The sequence below is a fragment of the Sphingosinithalassobacter tenebrarum genome (assembly GCF_011057975.1).
In the GTDB taxonomy this organism is placed as follows: domain Bacteria; phylum Pseudomonadota; class Alphaproteobacteria; order Sphingomonadales; family Sphingomonadaceae; genus Sphingomonas; species Sphingomonas tenebrarum.
In genome coordinates, this window is sequence record NZ_CP049109.1 from 3,027,283 (window position 1) to 3,052,963 (window position 25,681).

The window sequence follows — 25,681 nt, forward strand, 5'->3', positions numbered from 1 at the left end:
CAAGGGGCTTCGCGTCGAAGCGAGCGCGCCACATAAGTCGCGCGCGCGCGGGGGTCAAGCGAACATGTGTCGCGAATGCTGCTCCCAGGGACCGCCGCGATACCACCAGCTGGCGAGCCCGGTGATCCGCAGCGGGCACGGCTCGAATTCAGCCTGCATTCGCGCCAGCAATGCGCGGGCTGTGGTGCGGTCGACCTTGTTCTGGATCGTGATGTGGGGGCGCCATCCGGCGCTGTCCTGAGGCGTAAGCAGCGGAGCGAAGGCGTCGGCGAGGTCATCGCGTATCGCCTCGAGCTCGGGCGATTCGATTCGGAAGGCAACGCCGCGGCCGATGTCGATCACTCCGCCGATTCGCGCCCGGGGCGGATCGATACCGCGCGTCGCGGCAGAAAGCCGCTGTTTGAGCTCACGACCGAGGCCGGGAGGGAGATGATGAAACAATGTGCAATGCGCGGGCACCAGATTGCGCTCGGGCGGAAAGTGGCGCCGTCGCAGCCCGTCGAGCCAGGCGAAGTCCTCCGGCCCGAACAGCGCCGTCACGATCAGCGGCGCGGGTCCGGCCCCCTCCTCGCTCAAATCTCGACCTGGCTACCCAGCTCGACCACCCGGTTGGTTGGCAGCTTGAAGAATTCCATCGCGCTTTCGGCGTTGCGCAGCATCCAGGCGAATATCTTTTCGCGCCAGACCATCATGCCCGGCTTGGCCGATGGCAGCAGCGTCTGCCGGGCGAGGAAGAAGCTGGTGTCCATCATCTTGAACGGCTCGCCGCAGCTGCGCACCTGCTTGAGCGCGGCGGGCACGTCGGCGTCCTGCATGAATCCGTACCGGATCACCATGCGGTGAAAGCCCTTGCCCAGATCCTCGCTCTGCACCCGTTTCCTGTCGGAAACGAAAGGCGAATCGCTGATCTTGACGGTCAGCAGGATGACGCGCTCGTGCAGTACCTTGTTGTGTTTGAGGTTATGGAGCAGCGCGTGCGGCACGCCTTCGGGTGTCGATGTCATGAACACCGCGGTCCCCGGCACGCGGCTGGCCGAATTTGCGGCGCTTTCGATAAAGATCTTCACCGGCATCGCGCTTTCGCGCAACCGGCCCATCATCAGCTTGCGCCCCTTGGACCAGGTGGTCAGCAGGATGAACACTATCAGCCCGACCAGCAGCGGGAACCAGCCGCCGTCGGGGACCTTGGTCAGGTTCGCGGCGAAATAGGCGCCGTCGACCACGAAGAAGATCGCCAGCAGCGGAATCGCATAGCGCTTCTTCCATCCCCACAGCACGAACAGAACCACTGCCAGCAGACAGGTGTCGATCAGCATCGCGCCGGTGACCGCGATGCCATAGGCCGAAGTCAGGTTCGACGAACTACGGAATGTCAGGACGAGCAGCAGCACCATCGTCATCAGCAGCCAGTTGATCAGCGGGATATAGATCTGACCCGCCGTCGCGGCGCTGGTATGATCGATACGCAGGCGCGGCATGAAACCGAGCTGGATCGCCTGTTGCGTTACAGAGAAGGCGCCCGAAATCACCGCTTGCGACGCGATGATGGCTGCCGCCGTCGCAATGCCGACCAGCGGCAGCTGCAGCGCGGCGGGAGCAAGCATGTAGAAGGGGCTTTCGAGCGCGATCATCCCGTCCCGGATCAGCAGCGCGCCCTGGCCCATATAATTGCACATCAGCGCCGGCAGGACGAAGAACAACCACGAAACCCGGATCGGATTGCGGCCGAAATGGCCCATATCGGCATAGAGCGCTTCGGCGCCGGTCACTGCGAGGACGACCGAACCGAGGGCGAGAAAGGCCGGCAGCGGGTCCTCGACAAAGAACAGCACCGCATAATGCGGCGAGAAGGCAGCGAGGATCTGCGGCGTCTGGAACACGCTCACCACGCCGAGCGTGGCGATGACGAGGAAATAGAGCAGCATCACCGGGCCGAAAAAGGCGCCGACGCGCGCCGTACCGGTCCGCTGGATCGCAAACAGGCCGACCAGGATCATCACCGACAAGGGAATGACCCAGTCGGCGAAGGCGGGCGATGCGACCGAAAGCCCTTCGACTGCGCCCAGCACCGACACGGCCGGCGTGATCATGCTGTCGCCATAGAAAAGCGCGGTGGCGAAGACGCCGAGCAGGATGATGCCGCGCGTCCAGCGCTTTTGCGCAGTGCGCCCCGAAATCAGCGCGAGCAGCGCCAGGCTGCCGCCCTCGCCCTTGTTGTCCGCGCGCATGATGACCGAGACATATTTGAGCGTCACGACGATCATCATCGACCAGAACATCAGGCTGATGACGCCCATGATGTGCAATGTGTCGAGTGCGAGCGGATGATGCCCGTCAAAAGTCTCGCGAAATGCGTAGAGCGGACTGGTGCCGATATCGCCGAACACGACTCCGACTGCGGCGACCGCAAGTTTCCACAGTCCCTGCGCATGCGCATGGCCTTCATGGTCTTCGGTCGTGATCTCGGCAGCCGCCCCGGGCTGGCCCTCGTTCTCGGTCACGGGCGGCGCGATCGGGCCGATTGGAAATACGACTTGGTCATGTGCGACCGGCTTCTTCTCGTCTCGGGACGCGCGGCGTTAGCACGGCCCCTGTTGCACCGCAACGTTCCGAAGATTGACCCGGGAAAAGCACGGAACTGCGTCACTCGCGCGATCCGAACAGCGCATCGGCCTCGCTTCGAGTCGGCACGGATCGCAGAACGAAACTGCTGTTGATGGTCACGACTCCGGGAAGGCGCCCCAGATGCTCACGATGCAACCGCTCATAATCGTCGAGATCGCGACACAGGAGCTTGAGGCGATAATCCTGGCCTCCCGAAACGAGGACGCATTCGACAACGCCGTCGATCTGCCCCACCGCACGCTCGAACTGGGCAAGATCCTCTTCGATCTGCGTGCCCAGCGTGATGTCGACCAGCGCCGTCACCTTGAACCCGAGTCGGCGATGGCCGAGATGCGCGCCATAGCCGAGGAGCTGGCCCGCCGCCTCAAGCGCCTGGATGCGCCGCGTACAGGCCGATTGCGACAGCCCGGCCCGCGTCGCGATGTCGGTGACGGAAGCGCGGGCATCATTTGCCAGCAGCTTCAGGATTTTCCGGTCGATCCGATCTATCTGCATCAATTCGCTGCAATTATCGTCATAAGCGGTAAATCCATGTGTCACAGCCGTTTCGGCGATGCAACTTTGCAAGGACTCGTCCGTTGAATCGCTCTATTTTCGCCCGATTGAACGGAAGGGGAGAGTGGCGATGCGCATCGGTGTTCCGCGGGAAATCAAGAACCACGAATATCGTGTCGGCCTGACTCCCCCGTCGGTTGCCGAACTGGTTGCCGCTGGTCATGAAGTGCTGATGGAATCGGGCGCCGGCGGCGGCATCGATTTCGAGGACGCCGACTATGTCGCGGTAGGCGCGCAGATCCTGCCCGATGCGCCCGCGGTGTTCGCCGCGGCCGACATGATCGTGAAGGTGAAGGAGCCGCAGCCGCAGGAAGTGCCGCTGATCGAGCCGCGCCACACGCTGTTCACCTATCTGCACCTCGCCGCCGAACCGGCGCTTACCGATGGCCTGATCAAGTCGGGGGCGACGTGCATCGCTTATGAAACGGTAACCTCGCCGACGCGCAATCTGCCGCTGCTCAAGCCGATGAGCGAAGTCGCCGGCCGCATGTCGGTGCAGGTCGGCGCGCATTATCTGGAAAAGGAACCCGGCGGGCGCGGCGTGCTGCTCGGCGGCGTGCCGGGAGTGGCGCCGGCGCGCGTTGCGATCCTCGGCGGCGGCGTGGCCGGCATCAACGCCGCGCAGATGGCGACGGGGCTTCGTGCCGACGTGACGATTTACGACATCAACAATGATCGTCTTGCCGAACTCGACATGCATTTCGGCAGCCAGATCAAGACTGCCTATGCCAGTAAGTCCGCCGTCGAAGCCGCTGTGGCGCGCGCGCATCTGGTGATCGGCGCGGTGCTGGTGCCCGGCGCCGCCGCACCCAAGCTGGTGACGCGCGAGATGCTGAAGACGATGAAGCGCGGCAGCGTGCTCGTCGACATCGCGATCGATCAGGGCGGCTGTTTCGAAACCTCGCATCCGACCACGCATGACGATCCGGTCTACGAAATCGACGGCGTGACGCATTATTGCGTGGCGAACATGCCTGGCGCAGTGGCGCGCACTTCTGCGTTCGCTCTCAACAATGCGACTTTGCCCTTTGTGCTGGCGATCGCCAACAAGGGCGCGGCGCAGGCGATGGCCGACGACTCGCATCTCGCCAATGGTCTCAATGTTTCCGAAGGGAAGGTTCGCCACCAGGCAGTCGCCGAAGCACTCAACCTTCCTTTCGAACCCTGGTCGCGCTGATCGTCCCTCAGCGCGCAGAGGTCGGCGGCTCCGGCGCAATCCCCCCCTCGCGCGTCGGAGCTGCCGCACCCGTTTCCGGGTCGACACCCGCCTGGGCCAGCAGCCGGTCGAGCAGCATCAGCCGCTGGGCGATATCCTCGCGGTAGTTCGCCCCCTCGGGCGTCAGCTCGAGCGCTTTCGCCCACCAGCGGCGGGCCTCGACGAAATCACTGGCACGGATATGCGCCAGCCCCAGGAAGAAGACCGGGCCGGGATGATCGGGCCACAGCGCCAGCGCTTTTTCGAACGCCAGCCGGGCGGGTGGCGTGATTGCGCCGTCATGCTGCGCCATCGTGAGGCCCAGCCATGCCCAGAGCGAGCCGTTTCTCGGGCTGTTGTGCACCGCGCCCAGCATCACCTGCACCGCGCGGCCCGACTTGCCCGCGCGCATCATCGCATCGGAGGCGATGAAATAGGGACGCTCGGCAGTGAGTTCGCCGAACAGCTTGTTGCGCAGTTCGACCAGCCCGGGGTCGACCGGCTGACGAACGGGTTCGGTCGACACCGGCGCGCCGGATAGACCCGGGCTGCCCTGCCAGGCATAGCCTGCGGCACCGAAGACCAGTGCCGCTAACAGGAACGTGCCGAGCTTCGCCGGAAACCGCATCAGCCAGAGAATCCCGATCACGGCCAGCGCGAGGCCCATAAGAATCAACCAGCCCGTCATTGCCCGCTCCCTCGCCGAAAGCTGCGCCGAGCGACCACGACGCCGAAAACGAGCAGCAGGACCGGTGCGATCCAGAGTGGCGCCGTGACCCAGCTCAGCGGCGGATCATAGGTCACATAATCGCCATAGCGCGCGATCAGCCATTCACGGATATCGTCCGCGCTTTCGCCGGCGGCGATCCGCTCACGCACCAGCGCGCGCATGTCACCGGCCATTTCGGCATCGCTGTCGGCAATCGACTGGCCCTGGCAAACCAGGCAACGCAGTTCTTCCATCAATTCCTGCGCCTGCGCCTCGGCCTGCGGATCTTCCAGCTGGGTATAGGCAAGCGGCGCCGGCGGCCGGTTCGACTGGGCGAAGGAGAGCGCCGGCACCATCAGCAACAGCGCGACGACAAGAGCACGAAGAGCCGTCATTCGGCCGCCTCCAGCGCCTTGCGAAGTTCATCCATGTCCTGCGACCCGATATAGCCGATATGCTGCTTCACGATCCTGCCCTGCCCGTCGATCACATAGGTTTCGGGCACGCCGGAGGCGCCGAGCGCGATACTGACCTGGCTCGTCCGGTCATCGCCGATGGCAGTATAAGGATCGCCATTCTCGTTCAGGAAGCGGCGCATTTCCTCGGGCGTATCGCGCACGGCGACTCCGTAGATGGGAACGCCCTCCTCCTTCAGCTTCATCAGTTGCGGCGCTTCGGCGATGCAGGGCACGCACCAGCTGGCGAACAGGTTGAGCAGGATCGGCTCGCCCGTCGCCAGCGCATCGGAATCGATGCCCGGACGCCCTTCGAACAGCGGGTCGATCTTGAGCAGCGGCACCGGCTGGCCGATCAGCGCCGAGCGGACGGCACGCTCACCGGGACTGACGATGCCGCGAATAGCGACGCCCAGCAGCAGCAGGAAAGCCGCCAGCGGCAACCAGATGAGCAGGCGTCTCATTCGTCATCCTCTTCGGCCTGACGCTTGCGGCGCTCGCGCCACAGGCGCCCCACCAGCGACAGCACGCCGCCCAGCGCGATCAAACCACCCCCGCCCCAGATCAGCGTGACAAAGGGCTTCCACCACAGCCGAAGCTGCCAGCGGCCCTGGTCGCTGCCATTGCCGAGCACGGCGTAGAGCTGGCCGTCCCAGCGCGTGGCGATCGCCGCTTCGCTGGTCGATGTTACCGGATTCGAGAAATAGCGTTGCTGCGGGCGTAGCAGGAACACCGCGCCTTCGCCCCGCCGAGCCTCCAGCCGGGCTTCGAGCGCCGACCAGTTGGGGCCGACCGTGGGGCCGACATCGGCGAGCGTGACGCGATACGGCCCGACTTCGAGCGATTCGCCGATCGGGATCGCGGCCAGCCGCTCTTTGGTGAAACCGCTGTCCGCCGCCATGCCGGCGATCGAGACAGCGACACCCAGATGCGCAATGGCCATGCCCCAGATGTGCAGCGGCGTGCGGCGCAGATTGCGGCCCACCAACGGCAGCAGACTGCCGACCGCCAGTCCCGCGGCGAAGATCAGGCCCAGAATCGGATACAGGCCGGCGTCCCGCGCGAACAGGAACAGCAGCATCGCTGCGGCAATGCTCGCTGCGAACGGCATCAGCATCCGCCTGCCCAGCGCGCGCCATGTGTCGCGCCGCCAGCGCAGCAGCGGGCCGGCCACCGTGACTACAACGAGTGCCAGCGCAACCGGCACCGTCACTTTGTTGAAGAAAGGCGCGCCGATCGAAAGCTGCTCGCCCATCGCCTGCGCCACCAGCGGATAAAGCGTGCCGATCAGCACCACGCCAAGAATCACGCTGAGCAGCAGATTGTTGATCACCAGCGCGCCTTCGCGACTGACGAATTCGAACGTCGCCCCCTGTTTCACCGTCCCCACGCGGGTCGCGAAGAGCAGCAGCGCGCCGCCGATATAAAGGCCGAGCAGGATCAGGATGAAGCTGCCGCGCAGCGGATCGACTGCAAAGGCGTGCACACTGGTCAGGATACCCGAGCGGACAAGGAATGTGCCGACCATCGACATCGAGAAAGCGACCACAGCGAGCATCAGCGTCCAGGCCCTCAGCCCGTCGCGCGTCGCCAGCACCGTTACCGAATGCAGCAGCGCGGTCGCCGCCAGCCAGGGCATCAGCGAGGCGTTCTCCACCGGATCCCAGAACCACCAGCCGCCCCAGCCGAGTTCATAATAGGCCCAGTAGCTGCCCGCCGTGATGCCGATGGTGAGGAATATCCACGCCGCCAGCACCCAGGGGCGCATCGCGCGCGCGAAGGCCGGACCGACATCGCGCACCAGCAGGGCGCCGACCGCGAAGGAAAAGGCGACCGACAGCCCGACATAGCCGAAATAAAGCGTGGGCGGATGGAAGGCGAGACCGGGATCCTGCAACAGCGGGTTGAGCCCCTGCCCGTCTGCGGGGGCGGGGTTGATCCGCGCGAACGGATTGGAGGCGAAGAGCAGAAAGGCATAGAAGCCCATGCCGATCAGCGCCTGTGCGCCAAGCGTCGCGGCAAGCGTACGCTCCTCGAGCCTCCGTTCGAAAAGCGCGACCGCCGCGCCCGCGACGGCAAGAACCGTCACCCACAGCAGCATCGAGCCTTCGTGATTCCCCCATGCGCCGGACAGCTTGTAAAGCATGGGCTTGAGCGAATGGCTGTTGTCGACAACCAGCAGCACCGACATGTCCGACCGGGCGAAGACCCAGATCAGCATTGCGAATGCAGTCGCCGCCAGGACACCCTGGGCCAGCGCCACCCCGCGCGTCGCACGCAGATACAGCGGAGAATCCGCCCCGCCCGAGGCGCCTGCCCAGGCCATGCCGATCTGGAAAAGCGCCATCGCCGCGGCGAGCCACAGCGCCGCAAGCCCTGCTTCGGCGATCATTGGTCCAGCGTCTCGCTCTTGTGCATCGCGCCCGCCACTTCGGGCGGCATGTAGCGCTCGTCATGCTTGGCGAGCAGATTGGTCGCGGTGAAGCTGCCGTCGGCGTTGAAATGGCCTTCGGCGACCACGCCCGAATCTTCCTTGAACAGATCGGGGACGACACCGGTAAAGGTCACCGGCACGCTTTCCTTGCCGTCAGTAACCACGAAATCAATGGTCACGCCATCGGCTGCACGCTGGATCGATCCGGCAGCGACCATGCCGCCCAGCCGAACCGCGCGACCCGTTTCGGGGGGCGCTTCCTTCGCATCGGCAGGGGCATAGAAAAAGGCCGCTTCATCGCGCAGGCCCGAAAGCGCAAGGCCACCAGCGCCGACCACGGCCACCATCGCCAGCGCGGCGAGGACCATGCGTTGATGCTTGGGCTTCATGGACGTTTCCTCAATGCGTCGGCGGCAGCTTCTGCTTTGCGCATGGCGCGCCAGCTCAGCAGCGCAAGCGCCGCGGCGCCCGCGAAGGTGATGACATAGGCAGCGGTGATGAAGGCCCAGTGGTTCATGGTTGCGCCATCCGCTTCAAACGCGCCTCGACCTTCGCCTGCGCCAGCAGCGCACGCATCCGCATCAGCGCGATGCCGGCGAAAAAGAAGCTGAAGCCGAAAAGTGTGAACCAGAGCGGCCAGATCATCGATCCGTCGATGCTCGATCCGGTCAGGCCGATGCTCTGCCCCTGATGGAGCGTATTCCACCAAACCACCGAATAGCGGATGATCGGCAGCAGCACGGTGCCCGCCACGCCGAACAGCGCCGGCACGCGCCCGTCGCCGCCGCGATCGGCATCGGCCCGCGCGAGCGCGACATAGGCGAGATAGACGAAGAAGAGCAGCAGCATGCTGGTCAACCGCCCATCCCATTCCCACCAGGTTCCCCAGGTCGGGCGCCCCCAGATCGATCCGGTGATCAGGCAAAGCGCCGCGAACAATGCACCGGCCGGCGCCACCGCGCGCGCGGCGACGCTCGCCAGCGGATGGCGCCAGACCAGGAACGCCAGGCTCGATGCGGCCACCGCGCCCCACCCCGCCATGCCGAGCCAGGCCGCGGGAACGTGGATATACAGGATGCGCACACTTTCACCCTGCAGATAATCAGGCGGCGTCAGCGTCAGCCCCGCCCATGCACCAAACAGGGCAAGCACCACCCCAACCCAGAAGAACAGGGGAGTCAGTGGCCGCGCGAGCTTCAAAAAGCGCGTGGGATTGGCGAGGGCATGAAACATTTGCGCGCGCTCTACCTAGCTTCGCGAAGAGAATCCACTTGAGGATTATCCGCATCGCCGAGCGTAACGACCTGACTCGCGGAAAGGACAGCTTCCGCAGAATTCCCGAGCCTCCCGGCAAAGCACGATTAATTGATAGGGCGCATGCCGGATTCACTTTGTTCGGCCATGTCTCGGCAAGGGTTGGGCACCATCCTCTCCCCGGGGTAAGGGCAAGGCACATGGATGAAGAAATCCGCCTCGAACGGCGGCAACAAGCGCGTTTCGCGCTGAAAGCAGCGGTTTCGCTGCGACTCCCGGGTCAGGTGCGCGAGCCGGGCAAACTACTGGACCTGTCCACCGGAGGGTGCAGGCTGATGGCGCGAACGCAACTCGTCGCCGGATCCAGCCTGTGGCTGATGGTCGGCCATTTGCCGCCTCGCTATTGCCATACGGCATGGGCCGCCGGGCCGTTCGCGGGCATCCGCTTCGCCGTGCCGCTCGACGACGTGCAGGTTGCCGAGATGATCGAAATGCACGGCGCGCTGAGTGAGCGCGATGCCGAGGAACTGCACCGGCTCTCCGAACAATGTCGCCGAGTCGCCGCAGCGCAGCGCAGCGCCGACGAAGCGGGCAGCCAGATCGCAGCGCTCGGCGCCGATTGCCAGAATGCCGCGCTGGCGTTCGAAAATGCCGTACGCCAGCAACGAGTCGAAATGCTGCTGAGCCGTCTCTCAACCGCGCCGGAAACCGATTCTGCCTAGGCCTCAGCCGCGGCCGATCAACCGCTGCGCAATACGATCGGCGACTTCGCTTTCGGGATCGCCGCTGCGCTCGCTCTCCTCCCACACCTGTTCGAGCCGCTCGGGGATCTTCGCGATCCGCGCTTCGACTTCGGCGCGGTCGCCCTGCCCCAGATATTCCAGCCCGACATTGATGATGCCCCCGGCGTTGATCACGTAATCGGGCGCATAGAGGATGCCGCGTGCGTGCAGCCGCGGCCCATCGAGCCGCGTTGCGAGCTGGTTGTTCGCGCCGCCCGCCACCACCTTGCACTGAAGCTGCGGGATGCTCGATTCGGTCAGGATCGCGCCGAGTGCATTGGGACTGAAGATATCGGCCGGCAGCGCCAGGATTTCGTCGGCAGGCACCGTGTCGGCACCCAGCTCGGCTGCCAGGGCAGCAGCCTTGTCGGCATTGACGTCGGCCAGGGTCAGCTTCGCGCCGTCCTTCGCCAGCCGCCGGACGAGCCCGCTACCGACACTGCCGACACCCTGAACCGCGACATGCACGCCAGCCATCGAATCGACGCCGAGCGCGCGCTTCGCTGCAGCCCTGACGCCCAGATAGATGCCCAGCGCGGTCGAGGGGCCGGGATCCCCCCCTGCGCTGCCTTCCGCAACCGGCAGGCCGGAAACATAGCGCGTCTGGCTGGCGATCACCTTCATTCGCGCTTCGGACATGCCGACATCTTCGGCTGTCACATAACGCCCACCCAGCGATTCCACCGCGCGGCCGAACGCTTCGAGCTGCGCGGTGCTGATCGTATCGTGCGGCCTGGGTGCGAGCACGACGCCCTTGCCGCCGCCGATCGGCAGCCCGGCCATCGCGTTCTTGTAGCTCATCCCGCGCGAAAGGCGCAGCGCATCGGTGATCGCCGCGCTGCTATCGGCATAATACCAGTAGCGCACGCCGCCCGCCGCGGGGCCGAGGGCGGTCGAGTGCACCGCGATTACCGCGCGCAGTCCCGAAACGGGGTCTGTGAAGAGGTGGACGCCCTCATGGTCGTCGAAATCGGGAAAGCCCCAGTCCGGCACGCCTTACACTCCCAGCCTTCGATCCGCAGGCTCGGCCTCGCCTTTCGGATCGGAAACGGATCGGGAAACGGGGCCGGCACAGACCGTAATAATGGGGCGACCGATGGGACTTGAACCCACGACCCCCGGTACCACAAACCGGTGCTCTAACCAACTGAGCTACGATCGCCGCGAAGGTTGCGCGCTTAGCCGGAGCGAAGCGCGAGCGCAAGCATGGTCTGCACCGTATTTCCCGCAAATCTATCCAGTGACGGTGCTGGTCGTCTCACGCGAGATGCGGACGGCTTCCGCCGCCGGGATCGTACCGTCGCGGACCATCGCGCGCGCCGCGGTGCCGAGGCTCGGGCCAGTCAGGCTGGCATGGCGGGTAAGCAGCACTTCGTCTGCGCCGGCATCGATCAGTCGCGCCATCGCCGAATCGATTTCGATCCAGCTGAAGACGCCCGTGCGCCCGGCATATCCTGTACCGTCGCAATGCTCGCATCCGCCGGGCGCGAACACGACCGAACCCGAATCGAATCCCAGCAGCGCCGATTCGGATCCCGTGGCCTGCTGCGGTACGCGGCAATGCCGGCACAATCTGCGCACCAGCCGCTGCGAAACCACCGCGCGGAGATTGGCGGCGAGCTGGAACCGGTCGATGCGCCCCGACGCGATTCGCGCAATCGCCGCCACGGCATTGGGAGCGCCGGTCCCTGCCAGCACCAGCCGCCCCTCGCCTGCCGCGCGGATGGCAAGTGCAACTTGACCGGGCATAGTCAGCGATTCGAGCAGCAGCACATCGGGGTCGCGATCGATCTGCCGGCGAATGGCGGCAAGCGCCTCCTCACTCTCGGGCGGACCGGCCGGCGGCGGCGATCGCAGCACCCGGCTCATCCCGCGCGCGGCCAGCTGCCCTGCTGCGTCGAGCGATGTGGAAACCCCGGCACCTTCCGCGCCGGTGAACACCACCAGTCCCTGCCCACGCCGCGCAAAGCGTTCGAGCATCCCGACCAGCGCCGGAGGCATGCCGAGCCTCCGCAGCGGGCCGAGCCTGTTCTCGTCGGGCGAAAGCGCGATCAGCAACGGTGCACCATCGGCGAGTTCCGGCTCGCTCAGGGAAAATCCAATCTGCAACTCCGGGTGAGCGACATATTGCCGTGCGTCATCGAGCAGTCGGTCGGCTTCGGAACATCGCAGAGTCGTCAGTTCGCGCAACGCCCCCGAAATGCGGGCGCGCACCGAATAGCCCCCGCCCGGCATCGGTTCGCAATGCAATGTGCTGGCGCCCAGCGCGCGGGCGCGTTCGATCAATGCATCCAGCACCGCCGTCGTCGCTCCCGGTTCCGTCCGGTCCGATTGCCCATCCGTGGTTGCCAGCAAAGCGCTTCCGCCCCTCCGGTTGTCATCCTGCTCCTGGAGACCGCCCCTAAGAAAGTCAGGTGACAGTTGCATTGCGCTTTTGTGACCACGGACGATCCTGCCGCCAGGCGCTGGCGATTCGCCCTGCTATTTGGCAAAAGCAACTTCATGTTGACCGAAGCGCCTTATTCCGCGGCTCGCCGTTTCGGATCCGGGCAACCGCAGGAACCTGTCGTCGCGCACCTTGCCGAACGGCCCGGCATTCAGCGCGCGCCGTCACCCAAGCTCACCCTGTTTGTCGCCAAGCGTTTTCTCGATCCCGGCCTTTGCGCGCAGGTGATGGAGCGGATCGATGCACAGCGTCGCCCCTCGACCATCTCCGATCACAATGGCGACTATGCGTTTCGAACCAGCGAGACCTGCGATCTCGACGAAGCCGATCCGCTGGTGGCGCAGGTCGATCGGCTGATCTGCGACTTCACCGGGCTCGATCCCGTTCATGGCGAGCCGATCCAGGGCCAGCGCTATGCCGTGGGACAGGAGTTCAAGGCGCATACCGATTATTTCGAGCCCAGCGGCGAAGGCTATGAACGCTATTGCAGCGTCGCCGGACAGCGCACCTGGACGGTGATGATCTATCTGAACGAGCCCGAAGCAGGCGGCGCGACGCGGTTCAAGGCGATCAACAAGATCATGCAACCGGAAACCGGCAAGCTGCTCGCCTGGAGCAATTTGCGGGCCGACGGTTCGCCGAACCCGGCGACGATTCATCACGCGATGAAGGTACGTGCGGGCACCAAATATGTGATCACGAAATGGTTTCGCGAACGCCCCTGGGGCTGAAGCGCCGTCGCCGGCGCTAACCAGCGGCGGCGCGGTGCGAACCCTCACGGCATTGCCGGATCGCGAAGGCGGCGGCTGCGCATGCGCGCGACCGCCGCCCATTTTCCCAAACCGGCCGGCCGTACGGGACCGGCCTTTCGGATCAGAAAGTGATGCTCAGCCCCAGCGAGCCGCTCGTTCCAACCTCATAGAGGTTGTAGTAGATGCGATTGTCCCCGCTTTCCTGATACTCCTTGTAGTCGGTGCCCAGGATGTTGCGGACCTCCAGCTTCAGCTCGGCTTCGATGCCGCCCAGGTAAATGCCCTGGCGCGCCACGAAGTCGAGGCGAACGCCCGGATATTCGTAGATGTCCGGCTGGCCGAACGGGGCACGGCTGGTCACACGCTTGCTGGCATAGGAAAGCAGGAACGTCTGCGCCGACAGGCTGTCCTCATCCTCGAGTCCCAGCTGCACATTGACGAGATGGTCCGACTGGCCGGTCAACGGCACGCCGTCGCGGAAGACGTTGAGCGCCGGCTGCGTGCCCGATGTGTAGATCTCGACCGTGTCGCCGCTGCCCACCTTCAGTTCCGAGTGGGTGTAGGTGTAGTTGGCGATCGCGACGATCCGCCGCGAGCCGAAGGCGTCGAAATATTTCTGCGCTTCGAGTTCCGCACCGTAGAGATTGGCCTCGGGTGCGTTGGCAAAGCTGGTTTCGGTCACGTTGTCGGTGAAGCCGGTATAGGTTTCGATCGGATTGTCGATCCGCTTGAAGAAACCGGCGGCCGAGACGCGCTGGTCGCGCCCGGTATACCATTCCACACGCGCTTCAGCGTTGTAGAGCTGGCTGTCCTGAAGCGACGGATTACCACGATAGAGCCGGTTTGATTCCGGGTCATAATATTGCTGGAAAAGCAATTCGCGGAACTGCGGACGCGCGATCGTCTTCGAACCGCTGACGCGCAATTGCATATTGTCGGCGAATTCCCAGGTCAGCGTCGCGGCGGGCAGCCAATATTCGTTCTGAAGCGAAGTCGAGGCGCCCGAATTGGACGGCACGGTGAACACTTCGATCGGATTGACCGTCTGGCGCGCCGTCTCGTAGCGGACGCCGCCGTTGAGCGACAATCCCATAGCCAGTTCCGCGTTGAACTGGAAATAGCCTGCGTCGGTACGCAGCTTCGCCTCGAACGCCGGATCACTTTCGGTCGTTTCGATCAGGTTGATGTTGTAATAATCGATGATCGCATCGCCCAGCAGCAGATCGGGGCGCAGCACGGCAGGCGGGAAATTCTGCCCGTTGTTCGGCGCGACGAACTGGAATTCACGGCGGCTCGACGTACGTTCGGTATCCGCGAAGGCATAGCCCGCCGAAACCGTGATTGACGGAGTCAGTTCGGCGCTGACGTCGACGCCGCCCGACCAGAGATCCTCGTCGAGGTTCGAAAAGGCGATCGACGCCGACCCGTTCTGGCCGTTGTTCAGACGGTTGATGAACAGATCGCCATAGGGATCGTTCGCGCGGTTGCTGCGATAATATTCGAAGCTGATCTCGTCCGGGGCCTCACGCTGCGAATTGGCATAGCCGAGACGCCAGTCAACCGAGAGGCCGTCACCGGGCGATTTGAACTCGCCTACGATCTGGCTGTCGATGAGCTGACGTTCGAACCAGGCCGTGTCCTGCTGCATGAAGGTGGCGCCCGACGCCGAAGTGGCGCGGGTGCCGACACCCAGACGCGCCTGCTTGAGCGTGTCGCGGATATAGAGGTTGGTCCAGCGGATACGGTGTTCGCCGAATTCCAGACCGAAACCGAGCATCCCGTCGACGACGACATGTTCGTCGGTGATCACCCGGTCGAAATCCAGTTCCTTGAGCGAAAGGTCAGCCGAGGCCGGCGACTGCTGCGTGGTCTGGCGGGTGCGGAACTTGTTGCTGTACCCGGCGGTGGCGATGATCCCCAGGCGGGCATCGCTGCCGATATCGATAGCGGTGCCTGTGGTCAGTCCGGCGCTCCAGTTGGGCGCCATGTTCTTGTTGGTCTGCAACACCGAATTGTTGCCGGTGATCAATTGCTCGGCGATTGCCTCGCGCTGGTCCTGCGAAAGGTCGCTGATGCGGTTGCCGCTGTCGAAGAAGGACTGCAGCGCGGGAGGAATGTCGCGCACGCCGTTGTCGAATCCGGTCCAGTCCTGTTCGCTGCCGCGATAGACATAGCCGAGATTGCCGGTGGTGAAGGTGTCGCCGCCGATGCTGCCGCTAACGGTGACGAACGTTTCTTCGGGGACGGACTTGGTCGTCAGGTTGATCACGCCGCCGCCGAATTCGCCGGGATAGTTGACCGAATAGGTCTTCTGCACCAGCGACGAGGAAATCACGTTGGTCGGGAAGATGTCGAGGGGAACGACACGCTTGAGCGGTTCGGGGCTGGGCAACGGCGAACCGTTGAGCAGCGCGAGCGAATAACGGTCGCCCAGGCCGCGGACATAGACGAAGCCGTTGCCGACGACGCTGAGGCCCGTCACGCGCGACAGCGCGCCGGCAATGTCGCCTTCACCGGTACGGGCAATGTCTTCGGCCGACAGCAGCGATACGACTTCCGCCGTGTCCTGCTCGATATTGAAGGCCCCCGTCCGCACCACGATTTCGCCACCGGGGACGGAAACGTCAGGCGATTCATACTCCTGATCCTGCGGCGCTTGCGCCGTGTCCGATACTTCCTGTCCGGCTGCGTCCTGGGCATGCGCCACTGCAGGCGCCACCAGCGCAGTCGTGAACATCAAAACATGTGCGAGCCGCAGCGGCTTCTTCATCGCCTTACCCCCTTGAATTCAAAATATGAGGCGGGGCGCCGCCCGATGGCGCCGCCCCGCCCTGTGGCGTCGAGAGGCGCCTTAGCTCGTCGGAAGCGAGGTGCAGTCGCTCGAACCGGCAAAGGCCAGCGTCGAGCTATTGCAGGTCCAGCCCTGCCACCAGGTGTCGTTCGCATCCTCGACCGCGCCGATATAGTCGGTATCGGTCCAGAAGATGCCGACCGTGGTCAGGTCGAACGCCGTGACGCCGGCTTCGTTCGAACCGTTGACGAACATGTCGGTCAGCGAGGTCGTGAAGTCGTCGTCGTTGTTGGTGCCCGCGTTGAACACCGTTTCGACATCGGCGGCGGTCACGCCGCTGTTGCCGGCGAAGGTCGGCGTACCGCAGTCCATCACGACCGACTCGAATTCGGGCGGGCCGTTTTCGTCGATCGCGGCGTTGGCGGCGGCGATGGTCTGCGTGCGGCTGAGACGCAGGCAGGTGTAGTTGGGGCTGGAGACGACACCGTTGGCCATCGAATAGTCCGCGCCACCGCGGATATACATGGCGGCAAGGTCGCTACCGACATTCGAACGCTGCAGGAAGGTGAAGTTCGCCACCTGCGTGTGCTGACGCGGCAGATCGCCGTCGACCGAGTTGTCCGAGTCGGCTTCGAGCATCGTGTCGCCCACGCCGTTACGCTGCGCCGCGATGACGAACTGGAGCTGCGCCTTGACGCCGGTGTCGGTGTCGAGATTGTCGTCTTCCGCGCCGACGGCGACGAAATACTTCATGTTGACGCGCCCGCCGAACATTTCGACCGCGTCGTCCGAGCTGTTGAACGACATGATGTGGTCGAGCGTCGTGCCGGTTCCGATGCCTTCGGTCGTCAGCGACTGAAGCTCGTTGTTCGCCGAAAGGACATAGCCCGAGTAGCGGATCTGCACATACTGCATCGTCCCGCTGCTGTCGGCGGTGTTGGCGCCGCCATAGACGGCCGGATCAACCGCGCCTTCGGTCTGGCGCTCGCAGGCCGCGGTGCCAGGGGTCGCGCCCGGCGTGACGGTGCAGTCGGTGATCGGCGCACGGCCCATCAGAACGACACCGCCCCACTGGCCCGACGAGCTGTCGGTGTTGAGGCCCAGCACGTTGTCGCGGCTGGTGAAGATGATCGGGTCGGTGGGCGTGCCGACGGCATCGATGGCATTGCCGCGGTTGACCGCGAGCCACGAAACACCGGTGCCGCCGAAGATGATCACCCCCGGTTCGATCGACAGGGTCACGTCGGTTCCGGTCGACGTCGCGCCCTGGTCGGTACCGACGTCAACGCGGCCGCCGAGGCGATACAGCAGGCCGTCGATCTGCGGCAGGTTGATCGAGGTGTTGATACGGTCCGGCAGCGTGCAGACACGATATTCACCGGTCGGGCCGGTGATCGTGCCGTCGTCGGTCAGGCCCTGCGGATCCGCGATCGTCGGGCAGCCCGTGGCGGGCGTGACGAGCGACGCGGTCGGCGTGGGCGTCGGCGTGGGGGTCGGCGTCGGGGCCGGGTTGTTGATGATAACGTTGCCGCCCGTGCCCGGCGAGGCAATGTCGCTCGCGCCGTCGCACGCCGAAAGGGCGGCGCCCGCGCAGGTGGTCATCAGAATAAGGCTGAGGCGTTTGATGCTGGCCATAATATCTCCGTTCCGAGTCGAGGCCGACTGGCTGAAAAGACGCATTCGGTCGGATCGACTCGGATGCCCCCGGCCGATCACAGAAGTGGCGCCTAGGAGTGCTGGATGACGCCGCAGTGCGGCTTCGGCGTCGGTTCGGAGACTCTTTGGTGACGGTGATGTTACAATGTTCGATGCGAAGGCAGATTCGAGCCATTTTGCCTCAGAATCCTGCACCGATCCCCGATCGTAAAATTAACGAAACGGACAGCATTCGCTCGAGTCACGTGGCCTCTCGGCAACACCTGCTACGTTTGGCGGGTGCGCGGGCCGGGCAGACGCGCCAGAGGGGCTGCGATAGCAGGCGATTTTTGTGCCGCCGGGAGTTCGGGCGGCATTCTGCATTCCGGTATGCCGGGAAATCCGCCGTGGCGCGCGTGCGCAGCATCGATGCGTTACGGCGCAGCCCGGTCGGGCAAACGGACGCAGGATCACAGCGAAACAAGCGCGGGCATTGAAAGCGGCGGGAGCAGCGGCGCAGGCGAACAGCCGCGCGGCGGGCGGGCGGCCCTGACATTTCGCTTCGATCAGCGAAATATCAGGGCGATCCGGCCTTGTGCGATGGTGGGCGCGGCTGGGATTGAACCAGCGACCCCTGCGGTGTGAACACAGTGCTCTACCACTGAGCTACGCGCCCGAAACCATCACGAAACAGCGCCTCGCGCTGCGGGAGGCGTGCCTCTAGGCAAGCAACCGGGGCTTGTCCAGCCCCCGTTGCATGCAGATTAGTTGACGGCGTCCTTCAGGCCCTTGCCGGCCTTGAACTTGGGCTGATTCGACGCCTTGATCGTCATTTCTTCGCCGGTGCGCGGATTGCGGCCAACCGAAGCCTTGCGCTGGCTTACCGAAAACGTGCCGAAGCCGACCAGGCGGACTTCGTCACCCTTTTTCAGCGCCGACGAGATCGAATCGAACACGGCCTCAACGGCCTTGCTCGCATCGCCCTTGCTCAGGCTGGCGGTATCGGCAACCAATCCGATCAGTTCTTGCTTGTTCATTCGCTGGGAACCCCCTGTACTGAGTTACTGAAATCGTTGGAATCGACGAAAGCCGATATGACAGTAAGGCCGCTGACGTCCGCACTGTCAAAGGAAATCATGACGCAATTCCGCCATAAATGACGAATCCGTGACGAACTTTCGCCGGAAGGGGCCGCCTTAGCCGAGTCCGTGCGAAACTCAATGCGGTAATGTGTCGCCAAAGCCGGAAACACCGGCCGGCGGCTGCGCCGCGAGTTCATCCGCATCGGACCAGTCGATCGCCGTCAGCGAATCGGTGAGCGCGAGACGCAGAACCTCATCGACATGGCCGACCGGGATGATCTCCAGCCCTTCCTTGATGTTGGCCGGAATCTCCGCGAGATCCTTTTCGTTCTCGGTCGGGATCAGCACCGTCTTGATGCCGCCGCGCAGCGCCGCGAGCAGCTTCTCCTTCAAGCCGCCGATCGGCAGCACGCGGCCGCGCAGCGTCACCTCGCCGGTCATCGCCACGTCCTTGCGCACCGAAACGCCGGTCAGCGTCGACACGATCGATGTCACCAGCCCGATACCGGCCGACGGCCCGTCCTTGGGCACAGCGCCTTCGGGCAGGTGGACATGGATATCCTTGCGCGCGAACAGGCTCGGCTTGATGCCATAGCTCGGTGCGCGGGCACGCACGAAGCTGAACGCGGCCTCGACCGATTCCTTCATCACGTCGCCCAGCTTGCCGGTCGTCTTGATCGCGCCCTTGCCGGGCACGGTGACGCTTTCGATCGTCAGCAATTCGCCGCCGACCTCGGTCCAGGCGAGCCCGGTGACCGCGCCGATCTGGTGCTCCTCTTCGGAAAGCCCGAAGCGGTATTTCCGCACACCAGAGAACTCGGCGAGGTTTTCCGGCGTCACGACGACGCTTTCCGCCTTGCCTTCGAGGATCTTGCGCAGCGCCTTGCGCGCCAGCTTGGCGATCTCGCGCTCGAGCGTGCGCACGCCCGCCTCGCGCGTATAATAGCGGATCAGGTCGCGCAGCCCTTCGGTGGTGAGTTCGAACTCGCCTTCCTTCAGGCCGTGCGCCTCGACCTGCTTGTCGATCAGGTGGCGCTGGGCGATTTCGACCTTCTCATCCTCGGTATAGCCTTCGAGTCGAATGATCTCCATGCGGTCGAGCAAGGGCTGCGGCAGGTTGAGCGAATTGGCGGTGCACACGAACATCACGTCCGAAAGATCGATGTCGATCTCCAGATAATGGTCGTTGAATTTGTTGTTCTGCTCGGGATCGAGCACTTCGAGCAGCGCCGAAGCGGGATCGCCACGGAAGTCCTGTCCCAGCTTGTCGATCTCATCGAGCAGGAACAGCGGATTCCCGGTGCCCGCCTTTTTCAGATTGGTCACGATCTTGCCCGGCAGCGAGCCGATATAGGTGCGGCGGTGGCCGCGAATCTCGGCCTCGTCGCGCACGCCGCCCAGCGACTGGCGGATGAACTCGCGCCCCGTCGCCTTGGCGATCGACTTGCCGAGGCTGGTCTTGCCGACGCCCGGCGGGCCGACGAGGCACAGGATCGGCCCCTTGAGCTTGTTGGTGCGCGCCTGGACCGCGAGATATTCGACGATCCGGTCCTTCACCTTCTCAAGCGCATAGTGATCCTCGTCGAGCACATTCTCCGCCTCGACCAGATCCTTCTTGAGTTTCGATTTCTTGCCCCAGGGCAGGCCGAGCAGCACGTCGAGATAGTTGCGCACGACGGTTGCCTCGGCACTCATCGGCGCCATCGTCTTGAGCTTCTTGAGCTCGGCCGTCGCCTTGGTCCTGGCTTCCTTTGAAAGCTTGAGCGTGGCGATCTTGTTGGTCAGCTCGGCGATCTCGTCGCCCTCGCCTTCCTCGCCCTCATTGCCCAGCTCGCGCTGAATCGCCTTGAGCTGTTCGTTGAGATAATATTCGCGCTGGGTCTTCTCCATCTGCCGCTTCACGCGACTGCGGATCTTCTTCTCTACCTGGAGCACGCCCAGCTCGCCTTCCATGAAGGCGAAGACCATTTCGAGCCGCTTGACCGGATCGGCTTCGACCAGCAGCGACTGCTTGTCGGATACCTTCACCGCGATATTCGCCGCGACCGCGTCTGCGAGACGCGAGGGCTCCTCCAGCTCGCCGAGCTGGACCGCAGTTTCGGCGGGCAGCTTGCGGTTGAGCTTGGCGTAGTTTTCGAACTGGTCGACGACCGAGCGCATCAGCGCCTTCACTTCGGCGTTCGGCTCTTCCTCCTTCTCGGTGGTTTCCTCTGCGGGAGACACTTCCGCGACCAGAAAACCGTCCTTCTCTTCGATGCCGTCGAGGCTGCCGCGCTCCTTGCCGGCGACAAGCACGCGCACCGTGCCGTCGGGCAGCTTGAGAAGCTGCAGCACTTCGGCCGAGACGCCGACGTCATAGAGGTCATCGCGACCCGGGTCGTCTTCCGCCGGATCGAGCTGCGCGACCAGGAAAATCTCCTTGTCGTCGGCCATTGCCGCTTCCAGCGCGGCAACCGACTTGTCGCGGCCGACGAACAGCGGCACGATCATATGCGGGAAGACGACGATGTCGCGCAGGGGCAGAACGGGGTAGGATTGCTTCATGGATACTCCAGCCGCGCCGAGACCGGCGCCTTTCCCTATTTATATGGTGCTTGCACGCCGGGCATCAATCACCGGGGCGACGAACAGCCTCATTCCCTCTCTCTGAAACGCCTCGGAGGCCCGCCATGTCCCGATATTCCCTGCTGTTTACCGCGTCCGCCGCGATGCTCGCGATACAGCCCGCCATTGCCCAGGATTCCGCCGCGCTGCCCGGCCCCGGCGAGCCCGAGCTGACGACGCAAACCGCCAGTTCCGGCGGTCCGCTGGATCCGGCACAGGAAAAGCTGCGATTCGATTCGGCCGATCTCAACTTCGAGATTTTCCCCGAGCGCCAGGCGATCGCGGGTGTCGCGACACTGGAATTCACCGCGAAGGCAGCAACCGACCGTCTGGTGATCGACCTTGACCGCAACCTGCCCGTATCGGCGATCAGCATAGACGGCGCCGCGCTGCCCGAATCTGCGTGGAGCAACCCCGAGGGCCGGATGACCGTAATGCTGCCCGAACCGCTGGCAGCAGGGGAAAGCGTTTCGGCGCAGATCACCTATGCCGGTCAGCCGCATGTCGCGATACGCGCGCCCTGGAACGGGGGCTTCGTCTGGGCGGAGACGCCCGACGGCAAGCCCTGGGTGGCGACGGCGGTGCAGATGCAGGGCTGTGACATCTTCTGGCCGTGCATCGATTATCCGACCTACGAACCCGATTTCGTTGATCTGCACATCACCGTGCCCGAAGGGCTCGGCGCGCCTTCGAACGGCGTCCTGACCGGCGTCGACACCCTGCCCGACGGCCGCACCACCTGGAACTGGCATGCGGAAAACCCGACACTCTACGGCGTCGCGCTCAACATCGGCCCCTATGAAGAAATTTCGGGCAGCTATCAGAGCCGCTACGGCAATGAGATTCCGATGCATTTCTGGCATCTGGCGCGCGACGACGACAAGCCGCAGCAGCTGTTCGCCGAATTTGCCCCGACACTCGACTTCTTCGAAAGCGTGATCGGCCCCTACCCCTTTGCCAGCCAGAAGCTCGGTGTGGTGGAAACCGAACACAAGGGCATGGAGCACCAGTCGATCAACGCATATGGCAATCACTATGCCAAGACGGCGGACGGCTTTGACGATCTGTTCCAGCACGAATTCGCACATGAATGGTTCGCCAACCAGCTGACGGTTCCCAACTGGGACGATTTCTGGCTGCACGAAGGCACCGGCAGCTACATGCAGCCGCTCTACGGCGAATGGCGCGAAGGCCATGCCCGTTATATCAAAATGATGCTGGATATGCGCCCCGGCATCCGCAACCAGCACCCGATCGTTTCCGGTACGCCGCAATCGGCCAGCGATGTCTATTACGACGGCCCTTCGGGCGACATCTATTCCAAGGGCGCATGGGTGCTGCACACGTTGCGCGGACTGATCGGCGACGAGGCATTTTTCGATTCGCTGCGGCTGGCCATCTATGGCCGGACCGATCCCGAGCCGGGCAATTTCGAGCCGCTCTATCGCACGACGCCCGAATATATCGCCTTCGTCAATCAGGAGGCCGGCGGCAACTACCAATGGTTCTTCGATGTCTATCTCTATTCCGCCGCGCTGCCCGAACTGGTGCAGAGCCGCGACGGTGACACGCTCACCTTCACCTGGCGGACCGAGGGCGACAAGCCCTTCCCGATGCCGGTAGACATATTGGTCGACGGTGAGGCCATGACCCTGCCGATGACCGACGGAACCACCACCATCACCGCGGCCGAAGAGGCGCATATCGTGATCGACCCGCAATCGAAAATCCTGATGCAGTCGGATCAAGTCGACGCATTCCAGACCTATATGTTCGAACGCATGCGCGCTCGGGCCAACGGAGGAAATTGATGCATCACACGCGTTTTCTGGTCGCGCTGGTCGGCGCGGCGGCGCTGCTGCCCGGCACTGCCCAGGCGCAGCGGCTGGGTCGCGGCGAGCCGCCCATTACCGCGCAGACACAGATTTCGGGCGGCGTGCGCCCGGCCGATCAGGCAGGGTTGCGGCTTACGCATCTCGACCTCGCAATCGAGGTCTTCCCCGAATCGCAGCGCATCGAAGGCCTTGCGACGCTCGATCTCACCACCGACCGACTGATCGGACGGCTGCTGATCGATCTCGACAAGAATCTGCCGGTCTCCGCGATCAGCTATGGTGGGCAGGCACTCGATTCGTCGCAGTGGAGCAACCCCGACGGCCGGCTCGTCATCACCCTGCCGCGCAAACTGGCGGCGGGCGACAATGCGCGCGTTACGATCACTTATGGCGGCACCCCGCATGTCGCGGTGCGCGCACCCTGGGACGACGGAATCGTCTGGTCGCAGACGGCGAGCGGCGAACCGTGGGTCGGCTCGACGGCCGAAGGCTATGGCTGCGACCTGCTCTACCCCTGTCTCGATTTTCCACTGGGAGAGCCCGAGGCGGTCGACCTCCACTTCACCGTGCCGGCGGGCCTGAAGGCACCGGCAAACGGCACGCTGGTCGGCGTCGACACGCATGACGACGGGCGCACCACCTGGAACTGGCACGCCAAGAGCCCGAACCCCTATTCGGTGATGCTCAACGTCGCGCCCTATGAAGAGATTTCGGGAAGCTATGCCAGCCGGTACGGCAACAGCATCCCGATGTATTTCTGGCATCTGCCGGGGCATGAAGCCGGCGCGAAGGGCGTCTTCGACGAATTCGCTCCGACCCTCGATTTCTTCGAAAGCCTGATCGGCCCCTATCCCTGGGGCGACGAGAAGCTGGCGATCGTCGAGACGCCCTATCTCGGCATGGAACATCAGACGATCAACGCATATGGCAACAATTTCGCCAAGAACCACAACGGATTCGACGACCTGTTCCAGCATGAACTGGCGCATGAATGGTTCGGCAACCAGGTAACCGCGGCCAGTTGGGACGATTACTGGATCCACGAGGGCTATGCCCAATATATGCAGCCGCTCTACGGCCTGTGGCGCGAAGGCGACGCCCGCTACGCGGTGATGATGGACGAGTTCCGTCGCAGCATCATGAACCAGGCGCCGATCGTCTCGGGCGAGGAGCGCACCGAGGAAGCAGTTTACGAAGCCGAAAATGGCGGCCCCGGCGGCGATATCTACGTGAAAGGCGCGTGGGTGTTGCACACGTTGCGCAACACCATCGGCGACGATGCCTTTTACGAAGTCACGCGCCGACTGGTCTATGGCCGCGCCGATCCGCGACCGGGCAATTTCCAGCCGCGGTTCAGCTCGACCCGCGACTATATGGACATCGTCAATCAAGTGACGGGGAAGGATTATGACTGGTTCTTCGACGTCTATCTCTATCAGGCGGCGCTGCCCAGGCTGGTGGAAGAGCGGCAGGGCGACACACTGACGCTGCGCTGGGCGGTGCCCGGCGACGGTCCGTTCCCGCTGCCGGTCGAAATCGAGATCGACGGCGAGACGCGGCTGGTGCCGATGACCGGCGGCAGGGCGACGCTCGACGTTCCGGCGTCGGCGCGGGTGCTCGTCGATCCGCATGCCCGCGTCTTGCGCCAGTCCGATCAGATCGATGCGTACCAGGCCTATGCGATGCGGCGGCGGGGCTGACGGACATAGCGGCAATCGGGGGATGCGGCATCCGGGCTTTCTCTTCCCGGGAAGCCCGGAACGCCCCCTCTGCGCTGCGATAGCCGTCAGCGCCCCTGTTCCGGCTCGCGTTTCTTCCGGCGGCGCTTCGCCGGGATGCGCATCATCGCGGCGAGGAACATCGCGAATATGATCTGCCAGGGCAGATGGACGCACAGAAACCAGAGCACCAGCTTCTCCGTATCGTGCTGCGGCACCATCGGATCGGTCCATTCCAGCCCCCAGGCCATGCCCCAGCTGCCGATCGCGGTAAGCGCGATCGTGCCCCAGAAGGCAAACCAGAAGCTGCTTCGGCGATTAGGCGCCAGCCGCAGCGGAACCAGAAACGCAAACGAGAGCGCCGAACCCACCGCTCCGCCGATCGCACCGGTCAGCATGTGCCGTTCGAACGCGTGGCCATCCGTCACGAAGCGATAGCTTTCGGTCGCGTGCAGCCAGGCAAGATAATTGGCCGCCATATGCGCCAGCGTCACGATCAGCAGGAAATAGACCGCCCGGCGTATCCTGCCGCGGCGGTGAAAGCTCATCACCACCCAGGGCATGCCGAATACCGGCGTCAGCAGCACGCTGGGGCTGACCACCGGAGCCAGTATATTGGCCGGATCGGCATTCACGCCGATCGCAGTCGCCAGCGCCACCGCATAGGCCAGCGCCCCGACCAGCAGCCAGCGGAAGGCGCGAACCGAATCGCGGCGGGCCTGAACCGGCCGGGCGGCGGCGGCGGAGGCGCCGGAGGCGGGAACGGATGCGGCGCCTGTCACGATCCCGTTTATGCGTCACGCTCCGAT

Annotated in this window: 22 protein-coding genes and 2 tRNA genes; 5 read left to right on the forward strand and 19 right to left on the reverse strand. The window is 64.2% G+C overall.

The genetic code is table 11. The features are described 5' to 3' along the window. Positions 1-54 precede the first annotated feature (54 nt). The 3 genes from G5C33_RS14905 to G5C33_RS14915 form a co-directional block, all read right to left on the reverse strand. On the reverse strand, positions 55-576 hold the full coding sequence (locus G5C33_RS14905) for a 2'-5' RNA ligase family protein (protein ID WP_165327869.1): 522 nt from the start codon (positions 574-576) through the stop codon (positions 55-57). Then, a complete protein-coding gene (locus G5C33_RS14910; protein WP_228275298.1) occupies positions 573-2,462 on the reverse strand; it encodes a potassium transporter Kup in 1,890 nt (629 codons plus the stop codon). Before G5C33_RS14910 ends, G5C33_RS14905 begins: the two co-directional genes overlap by 4 nt. A 181-nt stretch (positions 2,463-2,643) precedes the next feature. Then, entirely contained in the window at positions 2,644-3,165 is a 522-nt protein-coding gene (locus G5C33_RS14915; RefSeq protein WP_228275088.1) for an Lrp/AsnC family transcriptional regulator, read from the reverse strand. Positions 3,166-3,250: 85 nt separating this feature from the next. Between G5C33_RS14915 and ald the strand changes: the two genes are divergently transcribed. After that, positions 3,251-4,357 (forward strand): alanine dehydrogenase, encoded by a 1,107-nt coding sequence (gene ald, locus G5C33_RS14920; protein WP_165327871.1) that lies wholly within the window; start codon positions 3,251-3,253, stop codon positions 4,355-4,357. A 7-nt stretch (positions 4,358-4,364) separates the two neighbouring features. Here ald and G5C33_RS14925 read toward each other — a convergent pair whose 3' ends face one another. From G5C33_RS14925 to ccmC, 7 genes are read right to left on the reverse strand one after another with little or no spacing between them, the layout of a single operon-like run. Further along, entirely contained in the window at positions 4,365-5,063 is a 699-nt protein-coding gene (locus G5C33_RS14925; RefSeq protein WP_165327872.1) for a tetratricopeptide repeat protein, read from the reverse strand. Then, positions 5,060-5,479, reverse strand: a complete 420-nt coding sequence (locus G5C33_RS14930; protein WP_165327873.1) for a cytochrome c-type biogenesis protein — start codon at positions 5,477-5,479, stop codon at positions 5,060-5,062. The genes G5C33_RS14925 and G5C33_RS14930 overlap by 4 nt, the downstream gene beginning before the upstream one ends. Beyond that, positions 5,476-6,003 carry a DsbE family thiol:disulfide interchange protein gene (locus tag G5C33_RS14935; protein WP_165327874.1) on the reverse strand — a complete coding sequence of 176 codons (528 nt, stop codon included), beginning with the start codon at positions 6,001-6,003 and terminating at the stop codon, positions 5,476-5,478. Before G5C33_RS14935 ends, G5C33_RS14930 begins: the two co-directional genes overlap by 4 nt. Then, the gene (locus tag G5C33_RS14940) at positions 6,000-7,931 is read right to left on the reverse strand and encodes a heme lyase CcmF/NrfE family subunit (RefSeq protein ID WP_165327875.1); all 1,932 of its coding nucleotides are present in this window, start codon (positions 7,929-7,931) and stop codon (positions 6,000-6,002) included. Before G5C33_RS14940 ends, G5C33_RS14935 begins: the two co-directional genes overlap by 4 nt. Beyond that, positions 7,928-8,362, reverse strand: a complete 435-nt coding sequence (gene ccmE, locus G5C33_RS14945; RefSeq protein WP_165327876.1) for a cytochrome c maturation protein CcmE — start codon at positions 8,360-8,362, stop codon at positions 7,928-7,930. The genes G5C33_RS14940 and ccmE overlap by 4 nt, the downstream gene beginning before the upstream one ends. Continuing rightward, positions 8,359-8,490, reverse strand: coding sequence for a heme exporter protein CcmD (gene ccmD, locus G5C33_RS14950; protein WP_165327877.1), 132 nt, complete (start codon positions 8,488-8,490; stop codon positions 8,359-8,361). The genes ccmE and ccmD overlap by 4 nt, the downstream gene beginning before the upstream one ends. Next, positions 8,487-9,206 (reverse strand): heme ABC transporter permease CcmC, encoded by a 720-nt coding sequence (gene ccmC / locus G5C33_RS14955; RefSeq protein WP_165327878.1) that lies wholly within the window; start codon positions 9,204-9,206, stop codon positions 8,487-8,489. Before ccmC ends, ccmD begins: the two co-directional genes overlap by 4 nt. 221 nt (positions 9,207-9,427) lie before the next feature. Between ccmC and G5C33_RS14960 the strand changes: the two genes are divergently transcribed. Next, on the forward strand, positions 9,428-9,949 hold the full coding sequence (locus G5C33_RS14960; protein ID WP_165327879.1) for a PilZ domain-containing protein: 522 nt from the start codon (positions 9,428-9,430) through the stop codon (positions 9,947-9,949). Between the two features lie 3 nt (positions 9,950-9,952). On the opposite strand, the gene G5C33_RS14965 is transcribed toward G5C33_RS14960, so the two are convergent. The 3 genes from G5C33_RS14965 to G5C33_RS14975 all read right to left on the reverse strand — a co-directional run bounded on the left by G5C33_RS14965 (position 9,953) and on the right by G5C33_RS14975 (position 12,364). After that, complete coding sequence (locus tag G5C33_RS14965) at positions 9,953-11,002, reverse strand: Glu/Leu/Phe/Val family dehydrogenase (RefSeq protein ID WP_165327880.1); 1,050 nt, start codon at positions 11,000-11,002, stop codon at positions 9,953-9,955. 92 nt (positions 11,003-11,094) lie between these two features. Continuing rightward, positions 11,095-11,171: transfer RNA gene (locus tag G5C33_RS14970), tRNA-His, on the reverse strand. Positions 11,172-11,242: 71 nt separating this feature from the next. Continuing rightward, complete coding sequence (locus G5C33_RS14975) at positions 11,243-12,364, reverse strand: ATPase, T2SS/T4P/T4SS family (RefSeq protein ID WP_165327881.1); 1,122 nt, start codon at positions 12,362-12,364, stop codon at positions 11,243-11,245. 147 nt (positions 12,365-12,511) lie between these two features. On the opposite strand from G5C33_RS14975, the gene G5C33_RS14980 reads away from it, so the two are divergent. After that, complete coding sequence (locus G5C33_RS14980) at positions 12,512-13,186, forward strand: prolyl hydroxylase family protein (protein ID WP_165327882.1); 675 nt, start codon at positions 12,512-12,514, stop codon at positions 13,184-13,186. A 142-nt stretch (positions 13,187-13,328) separates the two neighbouring features. Here the strand turns inward: G5C33_RS14980 and G5C33_RS14985 are convergent, their stop codons facing one another. From G5C33_RS14985 to lon, 5 genes are all read right to left on the reverse strand, one after another. Next, positions 13,329-15,977 (reverse strand): TonB-dependent receptor domain-containing protein, encoded by a 2,649-nt coding sequence (locus G5C33_RS14985; RefSeq protein ID WP_165327883.1) that lies wholly within the window; start codon positions 15,975-15,977, stop codon positions 13,329-13,331. Positions 15,978-16,058: 81 nt separating this feature from the next. Continuing rightward, the gene (locus G5C33_RS14990; RefSeq protein ID WP_165327884.1) at positions 16,059-17,633 is read right to left on the reverse strand and encodes a hypothetical protein; all 1,575 of its coding nucleotides are present in this window, start codon (positions 17,631-17,633) and stop codon (positions 16,059-16,061) included. 601 nt (positions 17,634-18,234) lie between these two features. After that, positions 18,235-18,309, reverse strand: a tRNA-Val gene (locus G5C33_RS14995). Positions 18,310-18,397: 88 nt separating this feature from the next. Beyond that, positions 18,398-18,670 carry an HU family DNA-binding protein gene (locus tag G5C33_RS15000; protein WP_165327885.1) on the reverse strand — a complete coding sequence of 91 codons (273 nt, stop codon included), beginning with the start codon at positions 18,668-18,670 and terminating at the stop codon, positions 18,398-18,400. 180 nt (positions 18,671-18,850) lie between these two features. After that, positions 18,851-21,259 (reverse strand): endopeptidase La, encoded by a 2,409-nt coding sequence (gene lon / locus G5C33_RS15005; RefSeq protein ID WP_165327886.1) that lies wholly within the window; start codon positions 21,257-21,259, stop codon positions 18,851-18,853. A 125-nt stretch (positions 21,260-21,384) separates the two neighbouring features. On the opposite strand from lon, the gene G5C33_RS15010 reads away from it, so the two are divergent. Together G5C33_RS15010 and G5C33_RS15015 are read left to right on the forward strand one after the other, a co-directional pair. Next, complete coding sequence (locus G5C33_RS15010; protein WP_165327887.1) at positions 21,385-23,130, forward strand: M1 family metallopeptidase; 1,746 nt, start codon at positions 21,385-21,387, stop codon at positions 23,128-23,130. Continuing rightward, a complete protein-coding gene (locus tag G5C33_RS15015) occupies positions 23,130-24,854 on the forward strand; it encodes a M1 family metallopeptidase (protein WP_165327888.1) in 1,725 nt (574 codons plus the stop codon). Before G5C33_RS15010 ends, G5C33_RS15015 begins: the two co-directional genes overlap by 1 nt. 86 nt (positions 24,855-24,940) lie before the next feature. Here G5C33_RS15015 and G5C33_RS15020 read toward each other — a convergent pair whose 3' ends face one another. Further along, positions 24,941-25,654, reverse strand: a complete 714-nt coding sequence (locus G5C33_RS15020; RefSeq protein ID WP_165327889.1) for a hypothetical protein — start codon at positions 25,652-25,654, stop codon at positions 24,941-24,943. Positions 25,655-25,681: the final 27 nt, after the last annotated feature.

Bases quoted from the DNA above. Each gene is read 5' to 3' on its own strand.
- ald (WP_165327871.1), top strand. From the start codon at position 3,251: ATGCGCATCGGTGTTCCGCGGGAAATCAAGAACCACGAATATCGTGTC.
- G5C33_RS15000 (WP_165327885.1), bottom strand. From the start codon at position 18,670: ATGAACAAGCAAGAACTGATCGGATTGGTTGCCGATACCGCCAGCCTG.
- G5C33_RS14980 (WP_165327882.1), top strand. From the start codon at position 12,512: ATGTTGACCGAAGCGCCTTATTCCGCGGCTCGCCGTTTCGGATCCGGG.
- ccmD (WP_165327877.1), bottom strand. From the start codon at position 8,490: ATGAACCACTGGGCCTTCATCACCGCTGCCTATGTCATCACCTTCGCG.
- ccmC (WP_165327878.1), bottom strand. From the start codon at position 9,206: ATGTTTCATGCCCTCGCCAATCCCACGCGCTTTTTGAAGCTCGCGCGG.
- G5C33_RS14990 (WP_165327884.1), bottom strand. From the start codon at position 17,633: ATGGCCAGCATCAAACGCCTCAGCCTTATTCTGATGACCACCTGCGCG.
- G5C33_RS14935 (WP_165327874.1), bottom strand. From the start codon at position 6,003: ATGAGACGCCTGCTCATCTGGTTGCCGCTGGCGGCTTTCCTGCTGCTG.
- G5C33_RS15010 (WP_165327887.1), top strand. From the start codon at position 21,385: ATGTCCCGATATTCCCTGCTGTTTACCGCGTCCGCCGCGATGCTCGCG.
- ccmE (WP_165327876.1), bottom strand. From the start codon at position 8,362: ATGAAGCCCAAGCATCAACGCATGGTCCTCGCCGCGCTGGCGATGGTG.
- G5C33_RS14940 (WP_165327875.1), bottom strand. From the start codon at position 7,931: ATGATCGCCGAAGCAGGGCTTGCGGCGCTGTGGCTCGCCGCGGCGATG.
- G5C33_RS14985 (WP_165327883.1), bottom strand. From the start codon at position 15,977: ATGAAGAAGCCGCTGCGGCTCGCACATGTTTTGATGTTCACGACTGCG.
- G5C33_RS14960 (WP_165327879.1), top strand. From the start codon at position 9,428: ATGGATGAAGAAATCCGCCTCGAACGGCGGCAACAAGCGCGTTTCGCG.
- G5C33_RS14930 (WP_165327873.1), bottom strand. From the start codon at position 5,479: ATGACGGCTCTTCGTGCTCTTGTCGTCGCGCTGTTGCTGATGGTGCCG.
- G5C33_RS14925 (WP_165327872.1), bottom strand. From the start codon at position 5,063: ATGACGGGCTGGTTGATTCTTATGGGCCTCGCGCTGGCCGTGATCGGG.
- lon (WP_165327886.1), bottom strand. From the start codon at position 21,259: ATGAAGCAATCCTACCCCGTTCTGCCCCTGCGCGACATCGTCGTCTTC.
- G5C33_RS15015 (WP_165327888.1), top strand. From the start codon at position 23,130: ATGCATCACACGCGTTTTCTGGTCGCGCTGGTCGGCGCGGCGGCGCTG.